We start from the raw sequence: 22,313 nt of genomic DNA, 5'->3' as shown, positions 1-22,313 counted from the left end.
CTATTGTGAACAAGACGACAAAAGTCTTGTTCTTTTTTTTGATCTCTATGATAGCATGGAAAAAAATGCTGCGAAGGGGGGAGAAAACGTGGACAAGTCTAATCAAGAGAATGGGTTTACGATTAAAATTAATGGTCAAGAGAAATCATTTAAAGAACATTCGGCAGCTCCTATAGAAGAAGGGCGAACGGAAGCAGCCGCTGTCGAATCGCCAGATGAAAGTTTCGATTGGGTTCTACCAAATGAAATTATACCGGCGCCGAACCCGAAAAAGGGAAAAATTCATCCTTATCCTCAGCCACGTCGTCCGTGGAAGCTAAAGACTCCGTTTATACTAGCTATTGTAGCGATTGTTGTTGGGACAAGCCTTGGTGTTCTTGCTATTCGAACGATTACGGCAGAGCAGACTGTTACTCCACCGATAGAAGTTGAAGAAGAAACACCGGCAGTCGTACCACCAGCTGAACAAACAAGTGAAGGGGAAACGGTGCAAACCTTTTTAGTGCAGGGCGGCGTATTTAGTACAGAAGAGGCAGCAAAGGAAGTGCAGGCGACTCTTCAGGCAAAGAAACTTCCAGCCGAAGTGTTTAAGATGGAAAACGAATACTATTTATTTTTAGGTGTCGCGGAAAGTCTAGCCGCCACGAAGGAGCTTGCTCTTGAATATAAAACGAATGATGTGGATGTATTTTGGAAAGAAATCCGTTTTAAAGCGAAAATCGCAGAGGATGATGCGGCTGTAGACGTATATTCATCACTTGCGGAACTTTCTGCAGCGAAGCTTCGCAATACTGATTCAAGTGTAGACCTGCAGCAAGTCACGAAGCAGCTCAATGGAGTGCAGTTATCAGGAAACAAGGAAGGTAAGAAGCGATTAATAGAAGCTAGTGAACTATTACAAAAAAATCAAGCGAGCGAGGCTCAAGAGAAGCTGCTTCTATTTTTACAAACGATTGTCTCCTAATATTATTTTTCGGGAAATATCGCAAAGGGGGACGAATGTTCCCCTTTTTTGCGACGGCTATTTTTATAGAAGTGAAAAATTGTTTTATAAAGAAATTTGTCGAGCACTCATTTATTTGGTACGATAAAATAGTATCTCCTAATCGTAAAAGAAAGGTGTTTAACGTATATGCAACCATTGATTTTAGCTTCATCTTCCCCACGTCGTAAAGAACTTCTACAACTTCTTCAAATTCCCTTTCAAAGTATGAATGCTAATGTGAATGAAGATTTTCCAAAACAGATGAAAGCCGATGAAGTCGTTAAGGAATTAGCTTTCCGTAAAGCGTCAGCTATTGCACGTACACATTCTGATCATTGGGTCATTGGCTCGGATACGATTGTCGTTTTAAACGATACGATATTAGGAAAGCCGCTTGACCGTAATGATGCGAAAAGAATGTTAACCGAGCTGTCAGGACAAACACATGAAGTGTATACGGGTGTAGCGATTCTATTTAAGAAAAACAGCACTGTGTTTTTAGAGAAAACGAAGGTCACTTTTTGGGAGCTGTCAGAAGAGGATATTGAACAGTATCTCGATAGCGGCGAATCTTTTGACAAAGCCGGTAGCTATGGCATTCAAGGGTATGGATCATTGTTTGTAAAGCAAATTGAAGGTGATTATTTTTCGGTAGTAGGTCTTCCTGTCTCAAGACTTGCTCGTGAACTAAAGGCAATGCAAGCAAAATGGTCTTCATGCTGAAGGCTTAGTACTGGATTTGTTTCGGTGAGAAGTTATTACTTCGGCACGCTCCCTTTAAGTGGATAAAGGAGTGTGAATGCTTGATGTTAATGAGAGAATATCGAAAAGAAGAAAAGCCGCGCGAGAGGTTTTTACAAGATGGTCCGGAAAGTCTTTCTAATCAAGAGTTATTTGCTTTATTACTCAGAACAGGTACGAAGGAAGAGTCGGTTTTACAAATGGCTAACCGACTGATGGATGCGTTTGAAGAATTACGGTTGCTCAAAGAAGCATCGATTGAAGAGTTAACCGCTATTAAAGGAATTGGTGAAGCTAAGGCTATGCAGCTGTTGGCAGCTGTAGAACTCGGTAGACGCATCCATCGAGTCAATAATCAAGAACGTTATGTTATTCGCTCCCCGGAAGATGGCGCGAAGTATTGTATGGAAGAGATGCGTTTCTTAACACAAGAGCATTTCGTCTGTTTGTATTTGAATACGAAAAATCAAGTGCTCCATAAACGAACCATTTTTATTGGCAGCTTAAATGCCTCGATTGTACATCCGCGAGAGATATTCAAAGAAGCCTTTCGAAGATCTGCAGCCTCTATCATTTGTCTCCATAATCATCCCTCCGGAGATCCCGCTCCAAGTAAAGAAGATATTGAAGTAACGAAAAGGCTAGTCGAATGTGGTAAGATAATAGGGATTGACCTATTAGATCATCTTATTATCGGTGAACATAAATATGTGAGTTTAAAGGAAAAAGGTTATTTATGACACTATCAAAATTTTTGTCAATAGGATATAATGTTGTTTGTGATTTTTAAAGAGGAAACTTTTTCAAAGTTAATTATTTTGGGAAGATTGACAAGCTTTCATTGACCTTATATAAGAGCATTTTTTTTTACGAAAGGGAGATACGGAAATGTTTGGAATTGGTGCGCGAGATATTGGAATTGACTTAGGAACAGCAAATACGCTTGTTTATGTAAAAGGAAAAGGAATTGTAGTACGAGAGCCGTCTGTTGTTGCTGTACAAACAGATACGAAACAAATTGTCGCTGTTGGGAATGATGCGAAAAACATGATTGGACGAACTCCGGGAAATGTTGTGGCTCTTCGTCCGATGAAAGATGGTGTAATTGCGGATCATGAAACGACAGCTGCAATGCTAAAATATTACATGAAGGAAGCGCAAAAAAAAGGTGTGTTTGGTAATAAACCTTATGTAATGATTTGTGTACCATCTGGGATTACAGCAGTAGAACAGCGTGCGGTTATTGATGCAGCAAGACAAGCAGGTGCACGTGATGCTTATCCGATTGAAGAACCATTTGCAGCGGCAATTGGTGCGGATTTGCCTGTTTGGGAGCCTACAGGCAGCATGGTTGTTGATATCGGTGGGGGAACGACAGAAGTTGCGATTATTTCTCTAGGAGGAATCGTAACAAGCCAATCCGTTCGTGTTGCGGGTGATGAAATGGATGAAGCGATTGTCGCGTATATTCGTAAACATTATAATTTAATGATTGGTGATCGTACATCTGAAGCGATTAAAATGGAAATCGGTTCTGCTGGCGACACAACAGGCATCCCGAACATGGAGATTCGTGGTCGCGATTTATTAACAGGGTTACCAAAAACGATTGAAATTACGGCAGAAGAAATTTCACAAGCTTTACGTGATACGGTATCAGCAATTGTAGAATCGGTCAAAAATACATTAGAAAAAACACCGCCAGAGCTTGGTGCGGATATTATGGATCGCGGAATTGTTTTAACCGGCGGTGGAGCATTATTGCGAAATTTAGATAAAGTAATTAGCGCGGAAACACAAATGCCTGTGATCATTGCAGAAAATCCATTAGACTGTGTAGCTATTGGAACAGGTAAAGCGTTAGATCATATTCATTTATTTAAAACAAAATCAAAAGATTCTCGCTAACTATATTAGTACTGTTTGGATAAAAATAAGATTAACTATCTTCGGAAGGCAAGGCTGTAACTGCACATTTCTATAAGGTCATATTCGGTTTTTTGTTACACGCTGTAGGATCAGCTATACACATGAAAGGTGAACGAATGATTACGATAGGTAAATGTGTTTGATGTAGAGGAAGTCGGCTCGAAATTTTGGTAAAGAGCCGATTTTTTTATGGTATTAGGAAACGATGAGCTGCTTTAGGCAGTCGCCTAAAAAGGAGTGCAGCTGTGTTCAATACTAGGCCCTTCAAGTTGTCTAACCAGTCGATGAAGTGAAAATTCACCTTCTGGTTTTTCAGCACTTGTCGCCAATAGTCGGGCGCCTTGTGCTTTCTTAGTAAACTAAAGTAAATTGAGGTGTAGACACCATGCCACAGTTTTTTAATAAAAAACTTCTTCTCTTACTGATTAGTATTATTGTTCTCGTGGCATTGATTGGGTTCTCATTAAGAGAGAGAGAAGAATTAAGTTGGCCCGAGCAGTTTTTAAAAGATACAACGGGTTGGTTTGTGAATGTATTTAATAAGCCTGTATCGGCTGTGACAGGTTTTTTTGGGGACTTAAGTGATCTTCAAAATACATATGAAGAAAATCAAAAATTAAAAGAGCGCCTCGATGAGTATGTTTTATTAAAAACACAAGTTCAGGATTTAAAAGAAGAGAATCAAGAACTGCGCGAAATTTTGAAAAAAGAAGATGATTTAAAGCAATACTCATCGATTCATGCCGCGGTCATTGGGCGTAATCCAGATCGTTGGCACGAAATCCTGACGATTAACCAAGGGAAAATAAATGGTGTCGAAAAGGATATGGCTGTTATAACGGCAACAGGTTTAATTGGAAAGGTTAAAAATGTTGGGCAATTCTCAGCTTCCGTTCAATTATTAACATCTATGGATACAGCCAATCGAGTTTCCGCTTATGTTCAAGGCGATAAAAAAGCATTTGGGTTGATTGAGGGCTTCGATGAGAAAACAAATCTGTTATTAATGAATAAGATTCCTTACAATAAAAAAATCAAAAAAGGTTCTTACGTTGTAACATCTGGTTATGGCGGCGTATTTCCTAAAGGATTGTTAATCGGAAAAGTAGTGGATGTAAAGGTGAATCAATATGGGTTGAATCAAACTGCTTATCTTGAACCCTCGACCGATTTTTATGATATTAGTGATGTAATCGTTGTGAAACGGAATGTAGCTAATCAAATAGAAGAAATTCAATTGGAGGAGGAAGAAGAGTGAAGCATTTCATCCTTTCTCTGATTGCATTGATTTTCTTTGTCTTCGATAGCATTTTTGCACAATTGTTTGCCAGTGAGTTGTTCGGCAAAGGAAATATCTTAGTTCCACATTTTATGATGGTATTTATCTTTTTTCTAACCATTTTTGGTTCAAGAAGATATGGTATGATTTACGGAGCAGCTCTTGGACTTGCTTATGATGTTGTGTATACAGAAATTCTCGGGATTTTTATGTTTTTAATTCCTTTTTTAGCGTACTTGATGGCTAAGTGTATGAAAGTCCTGCAATCTAATTGGTTGATTGTCATTGTCATATCGACTGTATTTATTGCGATTTCGGAAATGATTGTTTATGAAATGAACGTAATTATGTCGTTTGCTGCATTAACCTTTGCGGAATTTGCAGAGCGGAGATTGTGGCCAACTGCATTGTTGAATTTAGTGTTTATTATCGCAAGTTATTATCCAATCCAAAAACTTATTCGAAAAATTGTGACAAAAAGTGAAATGGAGTCTTGAATTTTTCTGCTTTTACCAAGTGAGAAAAAGGAAAAATGTTTTCTTGTGTCGAATTATATTTCATTGAGGTGAAACAAACGTCATGAATAAAAGGATTCAGCAAAATGTAATGATAAAAGGGACAAAAGACGGGTTTATGCTTCATCTCGATGATTCTTGTTCCTTTTCCGAATTGTTAAAAGAACTAGCAGCGAAGCTATCTGAGAATTATCAGTTTCAAGAAAATGATCCCGTTCTTTCTGTGAAGCTGCATACAGGTAATCGCTATTTAACTCCAGAACAAGAGAACCAAATAAAAGAGGTTATTCATAAACAGAAAAAACTAACGGTTTCAGATATTCTTTGTAATGTTGTGACGGTAGAAAAAGCAAAGCGTTGGAAAGAAGAGAATCAAGTGACGACGCTTAATAAAGTTGTTCGTTCCGGACAAATTATAGAGGTCCCGGGTGATTTATTATTGATTGGTGATGTGAATCCTGCTGGTACGGTTCGAGCAGGGGGCAGCATTTTTATTATGGGGCAATTGAAGGGCATTGCTCATGCTGGTTTTTATGGGAATAATCAAGCAGTTATTGCGGCATCTGTTATGATACCTGCACAATTGCGGATTGCGGACCAAATAAACGTAGCACCTGATCAGAAAAAAGGTCATGAAGTGAAATGTGCTTTCATGAATGATGATGAAGAAATTATTATAGATAAGCTACATGTACTGAGAAAATATAGACCAAATTTTAATAGATTAGAAGGGGGACTCTAATCGTGGGAGAGGCAATCGTAATTACATCTGGAAAAGGCGGCGTTGGGAAAACAACTACGTCTGCCAATTTAGGGACATCATTAGCTCTTCTAGGCAAAAAAGTTTGCTTAATTGATACAGATATTGGTCTGCGAAACTTAGATGTTATTCTGGGACTAGACAATCGTATTATTTACGATTTAGTAGATGTTGTAGAAGAGCGTTGTAAGATTCATCAAGCGCTTATTAAAGATAAACACTTTGAAGATTTATTATATTTGCTTCCTGCACCGCAAACGCGTGATAAATCAGCCGTTAATGAAGAACAAATGTGTAAGCTTATTAACGATTTAAAGCCAGATTATGATTATATTATCATCGATTGTCCAGCGGGTATTGAACAAGGGTTTCGCAATGCGATTGCGGGAGCAGATAAGGCGATTATTGTGACAACTCCGGAAAGACCGGCGGTGTATGACGCGGACCGTATTATCGGGTTGTTAGAAAAAGAAGAGCATATTGAGGCTCCTAAATTAATTATTAATCGCATCCGTGGTCATTTGCTTAATGAGGATGAAGAAATGGATATTAACGGTGTGACCGATTTTTTGAAAGTCGATTTACTAGGTATTATTCCTGATGATGATCAAGTCATTGTTGCGGCCAATAGAAAAGAGCCAATTGCTTATGACCCTAATAATCGAGTGTCGATTGCTTATCGAAACATAGCTCGCCGTATTTTAGGCGAGTCTATTCCATTGACGCCGATTGGTGAAGAACGAAAAGGCTTTATTGCAAAAGTGAAGAAATTTTTCGGTGCGCGTGTATAGTTTGCATGTACTCTATATACATATAAGAGGCTGTTTTGAGAGCCTCCTTTCGCATGGTAAGTGAATAATGAGGCATGAACTTTATGCCGGATTTTCTATCGTGTTCATGAAGAAAGCGTGATTAAAAGGTCGAGTGCAGGACCTTTTGAATCACGCTTTTTTCTATTATAGAATCATTGAATGGTGGTTAAGTGCTTAGCCCTTAAGGTCGCGTTCTACCGAGACGATGGAGGGCTTTCACCTCTAGCCCCTTAAGCTGCTTTGGAGGCTGACTAAAGCGTTGTCCTAAAGGCTATGTGAAAAGGTGGGCAGATGCAAAAGGATTCTTTAAGCAGCTGTGTTTTCATCATTGGTTTACAGGTATACTCCGGACAAGTTCATCATAAGTTTGTTAAAGAAGCTTGGGATTTGCAAGGGGGAGATGGCGGAATGGATAATCGCAGAAAAAATATCCGTGATCGAATTGAAAAGCGACGGAAAATCAGTGAACGAAAGACGGAAGGTGCTTGGAGGCATGTGGATAACCATGATGAAGATTTGTACACATATACAGCCTATGAGAGTAGTCCGGATCATCCACTGTTTAAAAAGGAATATTTTCTCTTTAAAATGTTAGCAGCTGTTTGTTTGTTTTTAATTATAGCGGTTATCTTTAAGCATCCGTCACAGCAATTGGATACAGCAAGAGATTACGTTTCTAAGACGATGGAACAAGATTTTCAATTTGCCTCGATTTCTAGCTGGTATGAATCGACTTTTGGGAAGCCAATCGCTTTTTTGCCACAGGAGAAAGAGAAAGAGAAAGAGAATGAAACAGAAACGGTTGATGAATCGTATGCACTGCCTGCCACGGCTAAAATTACACAAACTTTTGAGACAAATGGAGAAGGGATTATTGTTGAAACAACGAAGGGCTCGATGGTATCAGCAATCAATGAAGGGTTTGTGACATTTGCTGGGGTGAAGGAAGGGATTGGGAAAACGATTATTGTTCAACATGAAAATAAAAGTGAGTCATGGTATGGACAATTAGAATCGTTTGATGTGGGCTTATATGAGCCGATTAAAAAAGGGCAACAAATCGGACAGGTTACAGGAAGTGAAGATGGTTCGAAAGGAACGTTTTATTTAGCAATTAAAGAAAATGGAGCTTTTATTGATCCAAAACAGGTGATTTCCTTTGAATGAGTATGGAAAACTGCTGCTCAAAATCAACGTGCATCCAACGCTTTGGTTTGTTGTCGGCATTTCGGTTCTTACAGCTCATTTTATAGAAATGATGATGCTTCTTGTGATTGTATTCGTTCATGAAATGGGGCATGCTGTTTGTGCCCAATATTTTAAATGGAGGATTAAGTCCATTCAGCTGCTGCCATTTGGTGGTACGCTCGAAACAGAGGAGTATGGAAATAAAAGTTTAAAAGAAGATATAGCGGTTGTTCTTGCAGGCCCCTTGCAGCATATTTGGTTAATTGGAGGAGCGTATATTCTTTATCTGCTCTCTTTTCTTTCCTATGACGTCTATCAGGTATTTTTTCATATGAACATTATTTTATTCTTATTTAATCTACTTCCGATTTGGCCCTTAGATGGAGGACGTTTACTTTTTAACGGAATAGCTTTATATGTTTCCTTTCTTGAGGCGCAGAAATATACGCTTTATATATCTGCTATTTTTGCCGTTCTTGCTTTTGTAATATGGATGGTCCTTGATCCTCTTAACTTAAATGCATGGATGATTGCTTTCTTTCTTAGTATTTCGCTTTTACTTGAATGGCGTCAGCGTTATTATGCTTTTATACGCTTCTTACTTCAACGGCACTATGGGCATAGTAAAGACTTAATGACATTGAAGCCGATTAGAGTGGATGTTAATGAACCCATCTATAAAGTGTTAGAGCTATTTCAACGTGGATGTAAACATTCTATTATTGTGATGAAAAATGGCAAAGAAAGCGGCACATTAGATGAGACAGAGCTTTTATATGCTTATTTTTCTCAGAAAAGGACAGAAGATAAAATCGGTGACCTGTTATATTCTTATTAAGTATGGTATCCTTTCTTCAAAATAGAGAAAGGATTTTTTTATGAAAAAAATAATTGCCAACTTGTCGTCGCGTGAAAAGCGATATGTGGTGTTGGAGCAAAATGAAGTGATGAAAATAGAGAGCATGCCGCCAAATCAATTGAGTGCGGTAGGCAATATATATATGGGAAAAGTAGCGAAAGTTCTGCCCGGCATGGATGCGGTATTTGTCGATTACGGGGCAGAGAGGCATGGCTTTCTCCACCGAGACGAATTACCGGCTTTTCAGCTTGCGGATAAACCATTGAAAGGAGGAACAATCAGTCAGTATATCCGTCAAGGAGAGAAGCTGCTCGTACAGGTAAAACGAGACGAGACAGGAAATAAAGGGGCTAAGTTATCAGGCTTGATTGAGCTGTCATCTCCATCTTTAGTATACATAGCGGGCTTAGATTATGTCGGTGTTTCGAAAAAGTTTCAACATGAAGACCGGCAAAAGTATTGGAGAAACCTAGCTTTTCAACATAAGAACCAAGATGAAGGACTTATTATTCGGACATCCATGGAGAATCAAAGTGAGGAGTCTTTTGTTCACATACTGCGCACCCTTCGCGAACAGTATAATGAGTTACATAAACAGGCTCGCGCTTTAAAACATCCTGGATTAGTGCTGCAAAAGGACACATTCATCGAATTATTGTTAGCTGAGATGGACAAAGGAGAGCAGGGAGAAATTATTTTGGATGATTTTAATCTGTATCAGGAGCTGTCTAAACAAGCTTCAAGCGGTGGCGGGATATGGAAAATTTTATATGAGGCAGGGCCGAAAAATATTTTTTCCGAGCATCACCTTGATATTCAGTTGTCCAAGGCAATGAAGAAAATCATTTGGCTTGAGAATGGCAGCTATTTAATTTTTGAAGAAACAGAAGCCTTCACAGTGATTGATGTAAATACCGGGAAATTTACTGGTAAAACTGAAAAAGAAGAAACGTTATTTCAAACGAATCTTCTAGCTGCGAAAGAAGTAGCTAGACAGCTTCGTCTTCGCAATATTGGCGGGATTGTACTCATTGATTTTATTAATATGGACAGCCGGCAGCATCAGCAAGAAGTGATGAAGTTGATGAAACAGGAGACGGTGAAGGATGACAGGCGTGTCAAAGTCATTGGTTTTACAGAACTCGGCATTCTACAATTGACTCGAAAGCGGACTTCTCCTTCTCTATATGAAAGAACCACTGTTAACTGTACAGTTTGCGGCGGCAGCGGAAAAGTTCTAAGCCCAGAAACAGTTGCTTTTCAATTAGAACGAGAATTAATGGAACATCGAAAAACGGATGATGAAGCGGTATGGGTGGAAGTGAATCAAGCGGTTGCGGATGTTTTATTAGGAGAAAAAGAAATCTACCGCCCCATTTTAGAAGAAGCGATTGCGAAAAAGCTTGTTCTTTCGATTAGCAGTACGCCGCTGAATCAATATCATATTAAACGGTTCGGGAGCTATCAGGAAATTTATGAAGCGTCTCGTTTAACATATTGACAAATAGTTTGCTTGCATGGTAGACTTGTAACGTTATGTTTGTAGCACCCGTGCTACAACCGCTCATATCAGGTTTTAAGTTTTATTTTATGTAAAACGCCTGTACATGGCGAGTCTGAGACATTCAAGGAGGTGCAGGTATGTACGCAATTATTGAAACTGGCGGTAAACAAGTAAAAGTAGCAGCTGGTGAAGCAGTTTACATCGAAAAAGTAAACGCAGAAGCAGGCGAAACTGTTACATTTGACAAAGTTTTATTCGTAGGTGGCGAAAACGTGAAAGTTGGTGCTCCATTCGTGGAAGGCGCTACTGTAACGGCTAAAGTTGAAAAACAAGGTCGTCAAAAGAAAATCACGGTTTTCAAATACAAAGCGAAGAAAAACAATCGTAAAAAACAAGGTCATCGTCAACCATACACTAAAGTTGTAATTGAAGCAATCAACGCGTAAGGCTGATTTAAGATGATTAAAGTAACCTTTAATGTTCCCGATGAACGAATTACTTCGTTTACAATGAGTGGACATGCTGATTTCGCTAAAAAAGGTTCCGATATTGTTTGCGCTGGTGCATCCACTGTTTCATTTGGAATGGTGAATGCAATTATGTCCTTAACGGATGTAGAACCAGAGATTGAGTTAGGCAAAGATGGTGGATATCTTTGCTGTGTGATTCCGGAGAATCTTTCAACGGAATCCGAAGAAAAGGTACAGCTTCTTTTAAATGCCTTGCTTATATCATTGCAAACTCTTGAACGTGATTATGGTAAATACATTCAAATTACTCTTAGTAAATAGGAGGTGGAACATATGTTAAGATTAGATCTTCAGTTCTTCGCATCGAAGAAAGGGGTAGGTTCTACAAAGAACGGTCGTGATTCACAAGCTAAACGTTTAGGCGCTAAGCGTGCGGATGGCCAATTCGTTTCTGGTGGTTCTATCCTTTACCGTCAACGCGGAACAAAAATCTATCCAGGTGAGAACGTAGGCCGTGGTGGAGACGATACTCTATACGCAAAAGTAGACGGTGTTGTACGTTTCGAGCGTTTCGGACGTGACCGCAAAAAAGTAAGCGTATATCCAGTTGCACAAGAAGCATAATTGCATCTTTGAAATTAGGATGACTCAAAAGGGTCTGATTCCTTCTACTGATAATATATATCGCGATATTGTTGGATATATATTGCTTAGATGGAATCGGCCCTTTATTTTTTATTTTGACTTTGTTCAATCATAGTGTTGGTGACACAATTGTTGGTGAAAATGAGCCGGAAATCAATAGTGCCTTACAACAAAGCCTTAATTTTTGCTCTACCATCGTCCAAAGAATTCAAAGGAGCAAGATTTGGTTTTTTTGGACGGGGGCATTCATGTCATTTATGAACGAGTATTCATGACCAGACTTGTGCATTTTTGATATACTGGTAAATAGCAGCATGATAGAGCTTGAAGAGAAGTTTTTGTCCGGAATTAATGGGAGTGAGTGCTCTGTTAGAGGCAAGCTTTATGAAAGTTCCATTGATTCAACTGATACTCTAAGGAGTGAAATTTCATGTTATCATACATTGAAGGTGTTAATAATGGATAAAAGTTGGACAACTGTCGAAGTACTTCGACAAACGCGGCATGATTGGTTAAATAAAATCCAAATTATTAAAGGCAATTTGGAATTAAATAAGATTGATCGTGTAAAAGGGTTTATTGAAGAGATTATTATTGAAACGCAGCAAGAAGCTCGGCTTTCTAGTTTAAATATGCCGAAATTTAGTGAACTGCTAATGACGGCAAATTGGGAAAATTGGGCGTTCAATTTTGAATATGAAATCGTAGATGTTTTTGAAGCATCTGAATCCATGGATGAATTGATGTATCAATGGACGAGAAGCTACTTTCAGTTATTAGGAGAACAGTTAAATCCGTTTACTGAAAATATGCTTACGATAGAGATTTCTAAAAAAGAAAGCAGAAATATGTGTTGTTCTTTTCATTTACAAGGCAAGCTAAAAGAGCAGGACACTGTGACAAAGTTTCTGACTAATTCACTAACAGAGCAGCAAACAGTTAATGTGCAATCGTTGAGTGAAGAGGAGCTTTTTTTCACAATGGACGTGAGGTTTGAATAAGAAATGACGCATACAGCAAGATAGTACATATAGAAAACAAGGAAGTGATAGCATGTTTGTCGATCAAGTCAAAGTGTTTGTAAAAGGTGGAGACGGCGGTAACGGAATGGTTGCATATCGTCGTGAAAAATATGTACCGAAAGGTGGCCCAGCAGGCGGAGATGGGGGCAACGGAGCGAACGTTGTGTTTGAAGTAGAGGAAGGCTTACGAACATTAATGGATTTCCGTTATCAACGTCATTTTAAAGCACCGCGTGGCGAACATGGGATGTCGAAAAATCAACATGGTCGAAATTCACAGGACATGGTTGTGAAAGTTCCACCAGGTACGGTTGTCATTGATGATGATACGAAAGAAGTTATCGCTGATTTAGTGGAGCACGGACAACGTGCCATCATTGCTAAAGGTGGTCGAGGCGGTCGAGGGAATTCCCGTTTTGCTACACCAGCTAACCCTGCTCCAGAGATTGCTGAAAATGGTGAGCCAGGGCAAGAGCGCTATATTGTAATGGAATTAAAATTACTTGCTGATGTAGGTTTAGTTGGTTTTCCAAGTGTAGGGAAATCGACATTATTATCTGTTGTGTCAGCGGCGAAGCCAAAGATTGCTGAATATCACTTTACGACGATTGTGCCGAATTTAGGTGTAGTTGAAACAGAAGATAATCGAAGCTTTGTTATGGCTGACCTGCCAGGTTTAATTGAAGGGGCATCGGAAGGTGTTGGACTCGGTCACCAGTTTTTACGCCATATTGAAAGAACGAGAGTCATCGTTCATGTGATTGATATGTCTGGTCTTGAAGGTCGCGATCCTTACGAGGACTATCAAACGATTAACAAAGAGCTGCAGGAATATAACTTGCGTTTAACCGAGCGTCCGCAAATTATTGTGGCAAGTAAAATGGATATGCCAGATTCAGAAGAAAATTTAGCGGTATTTAAAGAGAAATTACAAGAAGATTATCCGATTTTCCCAATTTCAGCTTTAACACGAGAAGGAATTCGGGAGCTGTTGTTTGCGATTGCAGATAAGTTAGAAGAGACACCAGAATTCCCGCTTGATCATGATGAAGATGAAGATAAAGGGGTTCATCGAGTATTATATAAACATGAAACGCAACAAGATGAGTTTGACATTACGCGCGAGCCAGATGGCAGCTTTGCTGTTTCTGGATTTAAAATCGAGCGTCTATTTAAAATGACGGATTTCAGTCGTGAAGAATCTGTTCGCCGTTTTGCAAGACAGCTTCGTTCATTCGGAGTGGATGAAGCCCTTCGTCAAAGAGGAGCAACAGATGGTGATATTGTTCGTATTTTAGAGTATGAATTTGAATTTGTTGATTAATAACGGTTAGGCAGAGGGGGAAGGTAAGTGAACGGCATTGATAAGAAGTTTTTCCTCGTTCGCGAAGATGTCCTTCCAGAGGCCATGAAGAAAACGTTAGATGCTAAGGAAATGCTTGAACGCGGTAAAGTAGAATCTGTGTGGGAAGCGGTTCAGCGTGTGGATCTAAGTCGAAGTGCTTTTTATAAATATCGCGATACGGTATTTCCCTTTCATACAATTGTGAAAGAAAAGTTGATTACGCTCTTCTTTTATCTTGAAGATCGTTCAGGCACTTTGTCAGAGTTATTACGAGTCGTTGCGTTGTCTGGCTGCAACATTATGACGATTCACCAAACGATTCCTTTGCAAGGACGTGCCAATGTTACGCTTTCTTTAAATACGGCTGGAATGACGATGGACATTGATGAATTACTTACCACATTTCGAAAAATGGAGTTTGTTGAAAAAGTTGAAATATTAGGAAATGGTGCGTAATGATGGAGCCCGTGCATATCAATTGTACGGGCTTTTTTGCGTATAAAGAAGAAAGGGTAGATAATTGTACGGGGTTAAAGTATTGCAAAAAGTCTGAAAATAGCATAAAATAAAGGGATATATCTAATGGTAAATAACGATAACAGACCTGTAAATAGGGCAAATAGCTATATTGTCGTGAAAAAAAAGGAGAGTTTTTAGATGTCGCACAAAATTGCTTTTCTCGGACCTAAGGCTACATTCACAGATTTAGCGGTCTCTCGGCTTTTTCCGAATGAATTAAAAATGCCAAAGGCTACGATTCCAGATTGTATCGATGCTGTTCAAGAAGGAGAGGCTGATATTGCTGTTGTTCCGATTGAGAATGCATTAGAAGGTTCCGTCAATATTACAATTGATTACTTAATTCATGAGGTTCAGCTTCCGATTCAGGGAGAAGTGATTACACCGATTCAACAGCATTTTATGGTGCATCCAGAGCAGGCTGTAGCTGGTTTTAAACCAGACATGGTTTACTCACATCCGCATGCTATTGCACAGTGTCATAAATTTTTACATAAGGAATGGAAAGGTATTCCATGTGAAGAAGTGACATCAACAGCAGCGGCAGCGAAAATGGTTAGTGAGCAACCGGAACGAAAGATTGCTGCGATTGCGAATGAATTAGCGGCTGAGGAATATGGATTAACGATTGTTCAACATAATGTTCATGATTATTCTTATAATCATACGAAGTTCATCGTCGTGTCGAAGGAGAGTGTCGACTATAAAGGACATGTAACCGTTAATCGAGGGTGGAAAACGACGCTGATGGTGATGCTTCCTGCCGATCATTCCGGGGCCCTTCACCAAGTGCTTTCGGCGTTTGCGTGGCGCAAATTGAACTTATCCAAAATTGAATCCCGCCCAATGAAAACGGGATTAGGAAATTACTTCTTTATTATTGATGTGGAAATGGCGCTCGATGAAGTGCTTATTCCAGGTACTATTTCTGAATTAGAAGCACTTGGTTGTAAGGTTTCTATTCTTGGAAGTTATCCGAGCTTCGCTGTGGAGACAGCTGTGAAGATGAGATAGGGAAAACCCTCATTCGTATTGAATGGGGGTTTCTAAATCTACTCCACAAGAATATTAGCTTTTTTTAAGACAGCTTCCGCTTCATCTAACAGCTCTTCTGATGGTGCGCTTAATGTATGAAGATGAATGCCATCGGTTAGTTCTAGCAAATAGGAAGCGTTTGTTTCTGACATTTTAGTAAGAAATTGTTGAACGTCTTTGCGGCTGCTAACCATAATAGACGCTGTTAAATCGCCGTATATAGGATGTTCAATGCTCACATTTTTAACAGTTACCCCGATATCAACAAGTAAGTTCAGCTCCTCCTCTGTACGTGAAGGTTCATGGTGACAGGCAACGGTACGCTCATAATTTTGTGTTTTGTTTGCTGTATGCATATATAAATAGCCTTGGCTTGTTGCAATAATCGGTTCATTTCGGGCTTTTAGAAGTGTGATGTCACTTACAATTACTTGTCGGCTAACATTAGCTTGTTTTGAAAGCTCACTTCCTGTAATAGGTCGGTCACTTGATTGGAGAATGTGCAGTAGTTGCAATCGTCTTTCTTCACCGAGTAACTTTTTTTTTGTATCCATGTAATCTCTCCTCAATGTTTAAAAACGAATAATTATTTTATTGTATCACAGTCTGAATAAAGTTTTCGGCTAATTTTTTCACATCTGCTTCTGTCGTCATTTTGCCAAATGACAGGCGAATAAGCTGATGTGCTTCCTCAACGGTTTTCCCCATAGCAAGCATCATTTTGGAAGGCTCCTGCTTATCAATCTGGCAAGCACTTCCTGTAGAAATAGCTAATCCACGTCGATTTAATTCAATCATTATATATTGTCCTTGCAGTCCTGAGCAGGTTAACGCAAGAATATGCGGCAGCTGGCTTCTTTTTGATTCTATGACTTCAAAGAGTACGTTCGATTCATGCAGCAGCTCAATGAATTGCGTACGTAAGGTGGATATACGTGCTAATTCCTGATCGAGCTGGTCTACTAGCTTTGTAGCAGCTGTCACAAAAGCGGCAATTCCTGGCACGTTGACAGTACCAGCTCGAAAGCCATATTCATGTGTCACATTTGGAAGCGCCGGTTTTAGTTTATGTTTATTGGGAAAAATAACCGCTCCGACACCTTTTGGACCATATACTTTATGGCTGGAGATTGCCATGCTGTCACAAGCTCTGCTAATCGATTGTAGTGGCAGTTTAGCGAAAGATTGGACACAATCGACATGAAGAAAAGTATCTCGGTTGTGTAAGATTGTTCGTATATTTTCAATTGGTTGTCCGACTCCTGTTTCGGAATTAACGTGTTGAACGATGACGAGGCATGTTTGTTCCGAAAGCTGGGTTTCTAAATAATCGAGATCTATTGTGCCATCTTGTAGATGCTCAAGGTACGTAATATGATAGCCGTTGTTTTTAAGTTTTTCAACATATTGATAGATGGAGGCATGCTCCGCTTGGCTAACTAATATATGGTTTTTATGTGGATGTTTAGATGACAATAAGGTGTCAATCGCAAGTACATTGCTTTCAGACCCGCCGCTTGTAAAAATCACATGCTCTTTTTCAACGTGTAGTAGTGCAGCGAGCTGTTGACGTGATACATCAAGCAGCTTGGCGGACTGGGAGCCGCAATCATGAAGGCTGCTTGAATTTCCATAAAACTGCTGTGAAGCATCTATCCATACTTTTAAAGCATCAGAATCAATTGGTGTTGTTGCTGCGTAGTCAAAATAAATCAAAATGGTCACATCCACTTCATAGTGTAGGATTAGTTTATAGAGAATGGTTATCTTTCCTAATGCCGCTATTTAACAGGTCTATTTTAAAAAACTCTTGATTATAGTTTAATAATGTGTAAATATATGTGTCAAGACACTTGTTAAATCAAGGAGCGGTAAAAATGAATAAAATGGAAGTCATTATCGTCGGCAGTGGAATTGCAGCATTAAAAACGGCAATAGAAGCGAGTGCAACCAAACATGTGATGCTTATCACAAAATCTAAGCTTCGTCATAGCAACTCGTATTTAGCACAAGGTGGAATTGCCGTCGCTATGTCTAAAGAGGATACACCGATTTCCCATAGAGAAGATACGATTCAAGCAGGCCGTTATTATAACAATGCAAAAGCAGTAGAAGCATTAGTGCAAACAGCTCCTGTTGCCATTTCAGAACTAATAGCATCTGGGATGGAATTTGATCGTAATCCAGAAGGACATCTTATGCTCGGGATGGAAGGTGCTCATAGTGAGCGTAGAATTCTTCATAGTCATGGTGATGCAACTGGAAAGTACATCATCGAGCATTTGCTTAGAGAGTTGGCTCTTTCAAAGGTGGAAGTGATGGAAGATGCAGCAGTCGTTGAGCTCATAATGGGGGATGATACTTCCTGTATTGGTGTTAAGATAGTGGATCATGAAGGCCATCTTCAAACGATGTATGGTGAACATATTGTGTTAGCAACTGGCGGATGTGGGTCATTATTTCAGTTCACGTCTAATGCCAATACCGTATCTGGAGACGGAATTGCTCTAGCTCTTAAAGCGGGAGCACGTATTCGTGATATGGAGTTTATTCAATTTCATCCGACTTTATTATATTGTAACGGCAAAACCCAAGGGCTTGTATCTGAAGCCGTTCGTGGTGAAGGAGCAAAGCTTGTAACAGCATCAGGAAAAGCGATTATGAAGGATGTTCATGCTTTAGCAGATTTAGCGCCACGCCATATTGTCGCGCAAACGATTTACTCCTATATTGAACGTGGAGAAAACGTGTATTTAGATATTTCGATGATTTCTAATTTTAGCGAGCGTTTTCCAACAGTCGCTGCCCTTTGCTTAAAAAATGGAATCCATCTTGAAGAAGGAAAAATTCCTGTAGCTCCCGGCAATCATTTTTTAATGGGCGGAATTGAAACGGATGGGAAAGGGCGAACTTCTGTCGAAGGTTTATATGCCGTTGGAGAAGTCGCTTGTACAGGTGTTCATGGTGCCAATCGTCTTGCTAGCAATTCACTATTAGAGGGGTTAGTTTTTGGGAGTACTCTCGGTCGCTATTTGCAGCAAGCTCCCCAAAGGGTATTACCTCAAGAAAAGAAAACGTTAAAAAAGACCAGTCCTGGTTTAATCAGATTGCCTGAATTAGCGGATATTCAAAAGCATCTTATGCATCATGCGGGTATTGTTCGGAATGCGAAGGATCTTGGCCGCTTAAAAGCCTGGTTGGAATCATTTCAGATTGATTGTTTGCTCGAGCTAGCATGTGAGGATGTTTCAATCCATGAGTTAGCAAAAGCGAATGCGATTATTGTCTCATGGTTGATTGCTGAATCGGCATTAGCAAGGCAAGAAAGCAGAGGTGGTCATTTCCGAAGTGATTATCCAATGGAAAATGATGCGGTTTGGCTGGATATTTCCATAATATTAGATCGTCATGAAGTAATGAAACGTTTGAAAGGAAGCGTTGTATATGAATTTATTAAAGCTTAGGCAATTATTAGAGCAATTCTTTATTGAAGATATCGGCGAACGCGATGTGACGAGCGACACTTTATTTCCAGTTGAATCACAAGGTACGTTAACATTTTTGGCAAAAGAAGCTGGTATTTTCTCAGGAGGAGATGTCATTAAAACAGGCTTTACGATGTTAGATTCAACCATTGAAATTGAGTTGTTTGTAAGAGATGGTGAATCGTTTGAAGTTGGTCAAAAGCTTGCGCAAATGACGGGGAGTATGGCCGCTCTTTTGAAGGGAGAGCGAGTGGTGCTGAATTTAGTCCAACGAATGTCGGCCATTGCGACAGAAGCTAATAAAGCAGTGCAAATATTAGCTGGAACGAAGACGAAGCCTTGTGATACAAGAAAAACAACACCGGGTCTACGTATGTTAGAGAAGTATGCAGTTCGATCTGGCGGGGCTTTCAATCATCGCTATGGCTTGTATGATGCGGTTATGATTAAAGATAATCATATTTCCTTTGCAGGTTCGATTACAAAGGCTGTTGAGATAGTTAAAGCGAAGCTCGGTCATACAGTTAAAATTGAAGTCGAAACAGAGTCAAAAGAGCAAGTGATTGAAGCGGTCCAGGCTGCTGCTGATATTATTATGTTTGATAATCGAACGCCAGAGGAAATTAAACAATTTGTTCAATTAGTTCCGCCTCATATTGTGACAGAAGTATCGGGAGGAATTACGTTAGAGAATTTAGCTTTGTACCGAGATTGTGGAGTAGATATGATTTCGTTAGGATGCTTAACGCATAGTGTACGTGCGCTTGATATTAGTGCCAAGGTAAGAGAACGGGAGGGTGTGTATTAATGAGTTTATTAGAACAAGCGTTAGTCGCAACAGCTTTACCGGAAGTATATAAAACGATGACAACAGAAGAAATGGAAGCGCGTGTTTGGGAGATAAAAAAACAGCTCGGATCCCGTTTGTTTATTCCAGGGCATCACTATCAACGTGAAGAAGTGATTCAGTTTTCTGATGCTACGGGTGATTCCCTGCAGCTTGCTCAAATTTCTGCGGCGAATCGAGAGGCTGAATTTATTGTCTTCTGTGGTGTACATTTTATGGCAGAAACAGCGGATATTTTAACGACGGAAGAACAAACAGTTATCTTACCGGATATGCGCGCAGGCTGTTCGATGGCGGATATGGCGGATATTCATCAAACAGATAGAGCTTGGGTAAAACTGCAACAGTTGTTTGGTGATACAATTCTTCCTTTAACATATGTAAACTCAACAGCAGCGATTAAAGCGTTTGTGGGTAAAAATGGAGGAGCAACTGTTACCTCTTCAAACGCGAAGGAAATGGTATCTTGGGCTCTATCCCAGAAGGAACGGATTTTATTTTTACCTGACCAACATTTAGGGAGAAATACTGCTTATGATTTAGGAATTCCTTTAGATCAGATGGCTGTATGGGACCCGCATAAAGATGAATTAATTTATGAAGGAAATATCGAGAACATTAAAGTATTGCTTTGGAAAGGTCACTGCTCTGTTCATGAAAACTTTACAACTGCTAATATTGAAGAACTGCGTAAAACGCAACCAGATATGAGAATTATTGTTCATCCTGAATGTCGCCGTGAAGTAGTAGCAATGGCGGATGATAATGGCTCAACTTCTTATATTATTAACGCTATTGAACAGGCGGAACCGGGCAGCTCATGGGCAATTGGAACGGAAATGAATCTTGTTAAACGATTGATGGCTAAGCATCCGGATAAGAATATTATCTCTTTGAATCCGAATATGTGTCCATGCTTGACGATGAATCGAATCGATTTGCCGCACTTACTATGGTCTCTTGAATCGATTAGTAAAGGGCAATTGATTAATCCAATTAAGGTAGAAAAAAACATTGCAGATGATGCCATTCTCGCATTGAATCGAATGTTACAACATAAATGATTATGAAGAAGACCTGAATGGAACATGATTCAGGTCTTTTTACTGTTTCGTATATGTTCCCTTGGTTTGAACTTCGAAGGTGGAAAGTGAAATGTATATAAATTTTTCATAAAGTCTTTCTTTCTGGCATAAGTTTTGATGATGAAATATTATCAATTTAATAATCGCTTCATAGTATATATGGACATATGCACAGGAGGGATTGCAGCGTGAAAATTCATATAGTCCAAAAAGGCGACACGCTTTGGAAGCTGGCTAAAAAGTATGGCGTCAGTTTCGAAGAATTAAAAAAATTAAACACACAGTTAAGCAACCCGGATTTATTAATGCCGGGTATGAAACTAAAAATACCAGGTTCAGCTGGAAACGTGAAGAAAGAGGCAGTCAAGCCGAGCCAAATTGTTCATAAAGGAGTAAAGGAAGCGCAGATTCCGTCCACTCCACCACAAGTTTCTAAAGAGGAAGAACAACCTATTATGCAGTTAAAGCCAATGGCAGAGGAACAGCCTATTATGCAGCCAAAGCCGGTTGAGAAAGAACAACCAGTCGTTGTTCAAGAAGAGGTACCTATTCCTGAACCTGTCATCCCACAGACGGATATGGAGAATAATTATACGTTAAGCATGAAGGAGATGCAGGTTACACCTCTACCTGAGGCGAAGGAAGAAGTAAAAGTTCCTGAAGCACCGAAGCCCCCAGAAATTCCGCAAGCTCCACCCGTTCAGATTGAATCGATGGTACAGCAGCCTATTGAGACATGTATTCCGGTTACACCAATTTTACCGGGAACAGGATTTTGTTATCCGCCTCCACCGCCAATCCTGCAGCAATGGATGCATGGGCAATGTGAAGAGGGACAAATGAATCCACAAGTCTATGAAGAAAGTCCAGATGTTTTGGGAGAATTCGCTATTCAAGCTCCGGTGAATGCTAACTATGTGGCTGGTGCGAGTATGCCAGGCATGATGCAGATACCGACATTTAATCCATATTCAGGAGGATTCCCGCAGCAGCCAGCACAGCAATATGATGGATATGAATCAATGAACATGCAGCCTCCAGCACAGCCGTACGTACAGCCTACTTACCAAGAAGAATCGGAGGATTGTGGGTGTAGTAAAGGCTCTATAGGAACATATGGGCCGGATAAAGGGAAAAACCTATATCCGCAAGCGGTTTATACTCAACCAAATTTTTCCGATGCAATCTATCAGCAGCCGCAGAATTATTCGCAGTATCAACAACCGTTTCCAGGCACACCGTATCAACCACCATTTACGGTTGCACAAATGCAGCCATCGTATCAACA

General features: G+C 39.8%; 24 protein-coding genes and 1 other annotated feature. Of the genes, 22 read left to right on the top strand and 2 right to left on the bottom strand.

Going from position 1 to position 22,313, the window contains the following annotated elements:
• Window positions 1–88 precede the first annotated feature (88 nt).
• The 18 genes from V7068_RS11520 (at window position 89) to pheA (ending at window position 15,587) form a co-directional block, all read left to right on the top strand.
• Window positions 89–964 carry a hypothetical protein gene (locus V7068_RS11520; protein ID WP_499712905.1) on the top strand — a complete coding sequence of 292 codons (876 nt, stop codon included), beginning with the start codon at window positions 89–91 and terminating at the stop codon, window positions 962–964.
• Between the two features lie 168 nt (window positions 965–1,132).
• Window positions 1,133–1,708 (top strand): Maf family protein, encoded by a 576-nt coding sequence (locus tag V7068_RS11515; RefSeq protein ID WP_252291012.1) that lies wholly within the window; start codon window positions 1,133–1,135, stop codon window positions 1,706–1,708.
• An 83-nt stretch (window positions 1,709–1,791) separates the two neighbouring features.
• Complete coding sequence (gene radC / locus V7068_RS11510; RefSeq protein WP_403031759.1) at window positions 1,792–2,466, top strand: RadC family protein; 675 nt, start codon at window positions 1,792–1,794, stop codon at window positions 2,464–2,466.
• A gap of 148 nt (window positions 2,467–2,614) precedes the next feature.
• Window positions 2,615–3,634, top strand: coding sequence for a rod shape-determining protein (locus V7068_RS11505; RefSeq protein WP_499712904.1), 1,020 nt, complete (start codon window positions 2,615–2,617; stop codon window positions 3,632–3,634).
• Window positions 3,635–4,040: 406 nt separating this feature from the next.
• Window positions 4,041–4,913: a rod shape-determining protein MreC gene (mreC, locus tag V7068_RS11500; protein ID WP_499712903.1), complete on the top strand. Its 873-nt coding sequence runs from the start codon at window positions 4,041–4,043 to the stop codon at window positions 4,911–4,913.
• Window positions 4,910–5,431, top strand: a complete 522-nt coding sequence (gene mreD, locus V7068_RS11495) for a rod shape-determining protein MreD (protein WP_164853287.1) — start codon at window positions 4,910–4,912, stop codon at window positions 5,429–5,431. Before mreC ends, mreD begins: the two co-directional genes overlap by 4 nt.
• A gap of 82 nt (window positions 5,432–5,513) precedes the next feature.
• Entirely contained in the window at window positions 5,514–6,191 is a 678-nt protein-coding gene (minC, locus tag V7068_RS11490) for a septum site-determining protein MinC (protein WP_499712902.1), read from the top strand.
• 2 nt (window positions 6,192–6,193) lie between these two features.
• A complete protein-coding gene (gene minD, locus V7068_RS11485) occupies window positions 6,194–7,000 on the top strand; it encodes a septum site-determining protein MinD (protein ID WP_127761512.1) in 807 nt (268 codons plus the stop codon).
• Window positions 7,001–7,312: 312 nt separating this feature from the next.
• Window positions 7,313–8,188 (top strand): M23 family metallopeptidase, encoded by an 876-nt coding sequence (locus tag V7068_RS11480; RefSeq protein WP_252286873.1) that lies wholly within the window; start codon window positions 7,313–7,315, stop codon window positions 8,186–8,188.
• Window positions 8,181–9,047, top strand: coding sequence for a M50 family metallopeptidase (locus tag V7068_RS11475; RefSeq protein WP_499712901.1), 867 nt, complete (start codon window positions 8,181–8,183; stop codon window positions 9,045–9,047). Before V7068_RS11480 ends, V7068_RS11475 begins: the two co-directional genes overlap by 8 nt.
• Window positions 9,048–9,087: 40 nt before the next feature.
• A complete protein-coding gene (locus tag V7068_RS11470) occupies window positions 9,088–10,569 on the top strand; it encodes an Rne/Rng family ribonuclease (RefSeq protein WP_499712900.1) in 1,482 nt (493 codons plus the stop codon).
• A 47-nt stretch (window positions 10,570–10,616) separates the two neighbouring features.
• Window positions 10,617–10,696, top strand: a sequence feature (ribosomal protein L21 leader region).
• Between the two features lie 13 nt (window positions 10,697–10,709).
• Window positions 10,710–11,018, top strand: coding sequence for a 50S ribosomal protein L21 (gene rplU, locus V7068_RS11465; protein ID WP_119116034.1), 309 nt, complete (start codon window positions 10,710–10,712; stop codon window positions 11,016–11,018).
• 12 nt (window positions 11,019–11,030) lie between these two features.
• Window positions 11,031–11,363 carry a ribosomal-processing cysteine protease Prp gene (locus V7068_RS11460; RefSeq protein ID WP_499712899.1) on the top strand — a complete coding sequence of 111 codons (333 nt, stop codon included), beginning with the start codon at window positions 11,031–11,033 and terminating at the stop codon, window positions 11,361–11,363.
• A gap of 12 nt (window positions 11,364–11,375) precedes the next feature.
• A complete protein-coding gene (rpmA, locus tag V7068_RS11455) occupies window positions 11,376–11,666 on the top strand; it encodes a 50S ribosomal protein L27 (RefSeq protein WP_119116036.1) in 291 nt (96 codons plus the stop codon).
• 479 nt (window positions 11,667–12,145) lie between these two features.
• The gene (locus tag V7068_RS11450) at window positions 12,146–12,688 is read left to right on the top strand and encodes a Spo0B C-terminal domain-containing protein (protein ID WP_252290998.1); all 543 of its coding nucleotides are present in this window, start codon (window positions 12,146–12,148) and stop codon (window positions 12,686–12,688) included.
• Between the two features lie 52 nt (window positions 12,689–12,740).
• The gene (gene obgE, locus V7068_RS11445; protein WP_499712898.1) at window positions 12,741–14,033 is read left to right on the top strand and encodes a GTPase ObgE; all 1,293 of its coding nucleotides are present in this window, start codon (window positions 12,741–12,743) and stop codon (window positions 14,031–14,033) included.
• Between the two features lie 27 nt (window positions 14,034–14,060).
• A complete protein-coding gene (gene thrR, locus V7068_RS11440) occupies window positions 14,061–14,510 on the top strand; it encodes a transcriptional regulator ThrR (RefSeq protein WP_119116039.1) in 450 nt (149 codons plus the stop codon).
• Between the two features lie 201 nt (window positions 14,511–14,711).
• Window positions 14,712–15,587, top strand: a complete 876-nt coding sequence (gene pheA, locus V7068_RS11435) for a prephenate dehydratase (protein WP_499712897.1) — start codon at window positions 14,712–14,714, stop codon at window positions 15,585–15,587.
• Between the two features lie 38 nt (window positions 15,588–15,625).
• Here the strand turns inward: pheA and V7068_RS11430 are convergent, their stop codons facing one another.
• Together V7068_RS11430 and V7068_RS11425 are read right to left on the bottom strand one after the other, a co-directional pair.
• Window positions 15,626–16,162: a transcription repressor NadR gene (locus tag V7068_RS11430; protein WP_402921569.1), complete on the bottom strand. Its 537-nt coding sequence runs from the start codon at window positions 16,160–16,162 to the stop codon at window positions 15,626–15,628.
• Window positions 16,163–16,199: 37 nt separating this feature from the next.
• On the bottom strand, window positions 16,200–17,324 hold the full coding sequence (locus tag V7068_RS11425) for an IscS subfamily cysteine desulfurase (protein ID WP_499712896.1): 1,125 nt from the start codon (window positions 17,322–17,324) through the stop codon (window positions 16,200–16,202).
• 161 nt (window positions 17,325–17,485) lie between these two features.
• Between V7068_RS11425 and nadB the strand changes: the two genes are divergently transcribed.
• From nadB to safA, 4 genes are all read left to right on the top strand, one after another.
• On the top strand, window positions 17,486–19,072 hold the full coding sequence (nadB, locus tag V7068_RS11420; protein WP_499712895.1) for an L-aspartate oxidase: 1,587 nt from the start codon (window positions 17,486–17,488) through the stop codon (window positions 19,070–19,072).
• Window positions 19,053–19,901 carry a carboxylating nicotinate-nucleotide diphosphorylase gene (gene nadC, locus V7068_RS11415; RefSeq protein ID WP_499712894.1) on the top strand — a complete coding sequence of 283 codons (849 nt, stop codon included), beginning with the start codon at window positions 19,053–19,055 and terminating at the stop codon, window positions 19,899–19,901. The genes nadB and nadC overlap by 20 nt, the downstream gene beginning before the upstream one ends.
• The gene (gene nadA, locus V7068_RS11410; protein ID WP_499712893.1) at window positions 19,901–21,004 is read left to right on the top strand and encodes a quinolinate synthase NadA; all 1,104 of its coding nucleotides are present in this window, start codon (window positions 19,901–19,903) and stop codon (window positions 21,002–21,004) included. Before nadC ends, nadA begins: the two co-directional genes overlap by 1 nt.
• 209 nt (window positions 21,005–21,213) lie before the next feature.
• Window positions 21,214–22,313, top strand: a 1,100-nt coding sequence (safA, locus tag V7068_RS11405; protein WP_499712892.1) for a SafA/ExsA family spore coat assembly protein, incomplete at its 3' end; no start/stop codon positions are given.

This window comes from Bacillus sp. JJ634 (assembly GCF_036962285.1).
GTDB classification, from domain to species: domain Bacteria; phylum Bacillota; class Bacilli; order Bacillales; family DSM-1321; genus Peribacillus; species Peribacillus asahii_A.
The sequence above is the reverse complement of the archived record's forward strand: the minus strand, read 5'-3'. Positions and strand labels throughout refer to the sequence as shown.

What these genes read in the sequence shown, in the direction of transcription:
- V7068_RS11515 (WP_252291012.1), top strand. Translation starts at nt 1,133, where the DNA reads ATGCAACCATTGATTTTAGCTTCATCTTCCCCACGTCGTAAAGAACTT.
- radC (WP_403031759.1), top strand. Translation starts at nt 1,792, where the DNA reads ATGTTAATGAGAGAATATCGAAAAGAAGAAAAGCCGCGCGAGAGGTTT.
- V7068_RS11505 (WP_499712904.1), top strand. Translation starts at nt 2,615, where the DNA reads ATGTTTGGAATTGGTGCGCGAGATATTGGAATTGACTTAGGAACAGCA.
- mreC (WP_499712903.1), top strand. Translation starts at nt 4,041, where the DNA reads ATGCCACAGTTTTTTAATAAAAAACTTCTTCTCTTACTGATTAGTATT.
- minC (WP_499712902.1), top strand. Translation starts at nt 5,514, where the DNA reads ATGAATAAAAGGATTCAGCAAAATGTAATGATAAAAGGGACAAAAGAC.
- V7068_RS11480 (WP_252286873.1), top strand. Translation starts at nt 7,313, where the DNA reads ATGCAAAAGGATTCTTTAAGCAGCTGTGTTTTCATCATTGGTTTACAG.
- V7068_RS11470 (WP_499712900.1), top strand. Translation starts at nt 9,088, where the DNA reads ATGAAAAAAATAATTGCCAACTTGTCGTCGCGTGAAAAGCGATATGTG.
- rplU (WP_119116034.1), top strand. Translation starts at nt 10,710, where the DNA reads ATGTACGCAATTATTGAAACTGGCGGTAAACAAGTAAAAGTAGCAGCT.
- V7068_RS11460 (WP_499712899.1), top strand. Translation starts at nt 11,031, where the DNA reads ATGATTAAAGTAACCTTTAATGTTCCCGATGAACGAATTACTTCGTTT.
- rpmA (WP_119116036.1), top strand. Translation starts at nt 11,376, where the DNA reads ATGTTAAGATTAGATCTTCAGTTCTTCGCATCGAAGAAAGGGGTAGGT.
- V7068_RS11450 (WP_252290998.1), top strand. Translation starts at nt 12,146, where the DNA reads ATGGATAAAAGTTGGACAACTGTCGAAGTACTTCGACAAACGCGGCAT.
- obgE (WP_499712898.1), top strand. Translation starts at nt 12,741, where the DNA reads ATGTTTGTCGATCAAGTCAAAGTGTTTGTAAAAGGTGGAGACGGCGGT.
- pheA (WP_499712897.1), top strand. Translation starts at nt 14,712, where the DNA reads ATGTCGCACAAAATTGCTTTTCTCGGACCTAAGGCTACATTCACAGAT.
- V7068_RS11430 (WP_402921569.1), bottom strand. Translation starts at nt 16,162, where the DNA reads ATGGATACAAAAAAAAAGTTACTCGGTGAAGAAAGACGATTGCAACTA.
- nadB (WP_499712895.1), top strand. Translation starts at nt 17,486, where the DNA reads ATGAATAAAATGGAAGTCATTATCGTCGGCAGTGGAATTGCAGCATTA.
- nadC (WP_499712894.1), top strand. Translation starts at nt 19,053, where the DNA reads ATGAATTTATTAAAGCTTAGGCAATTATTAGAGCAATTCTTTATTGAA.
- nadA (WP_499712893.1), top strand. Translation starts at nt 19,901, where the DNA reads ATGAGTTTATTAGAACAAGCGTTAGTCGCAACAGCTTTACCGGAAGTA.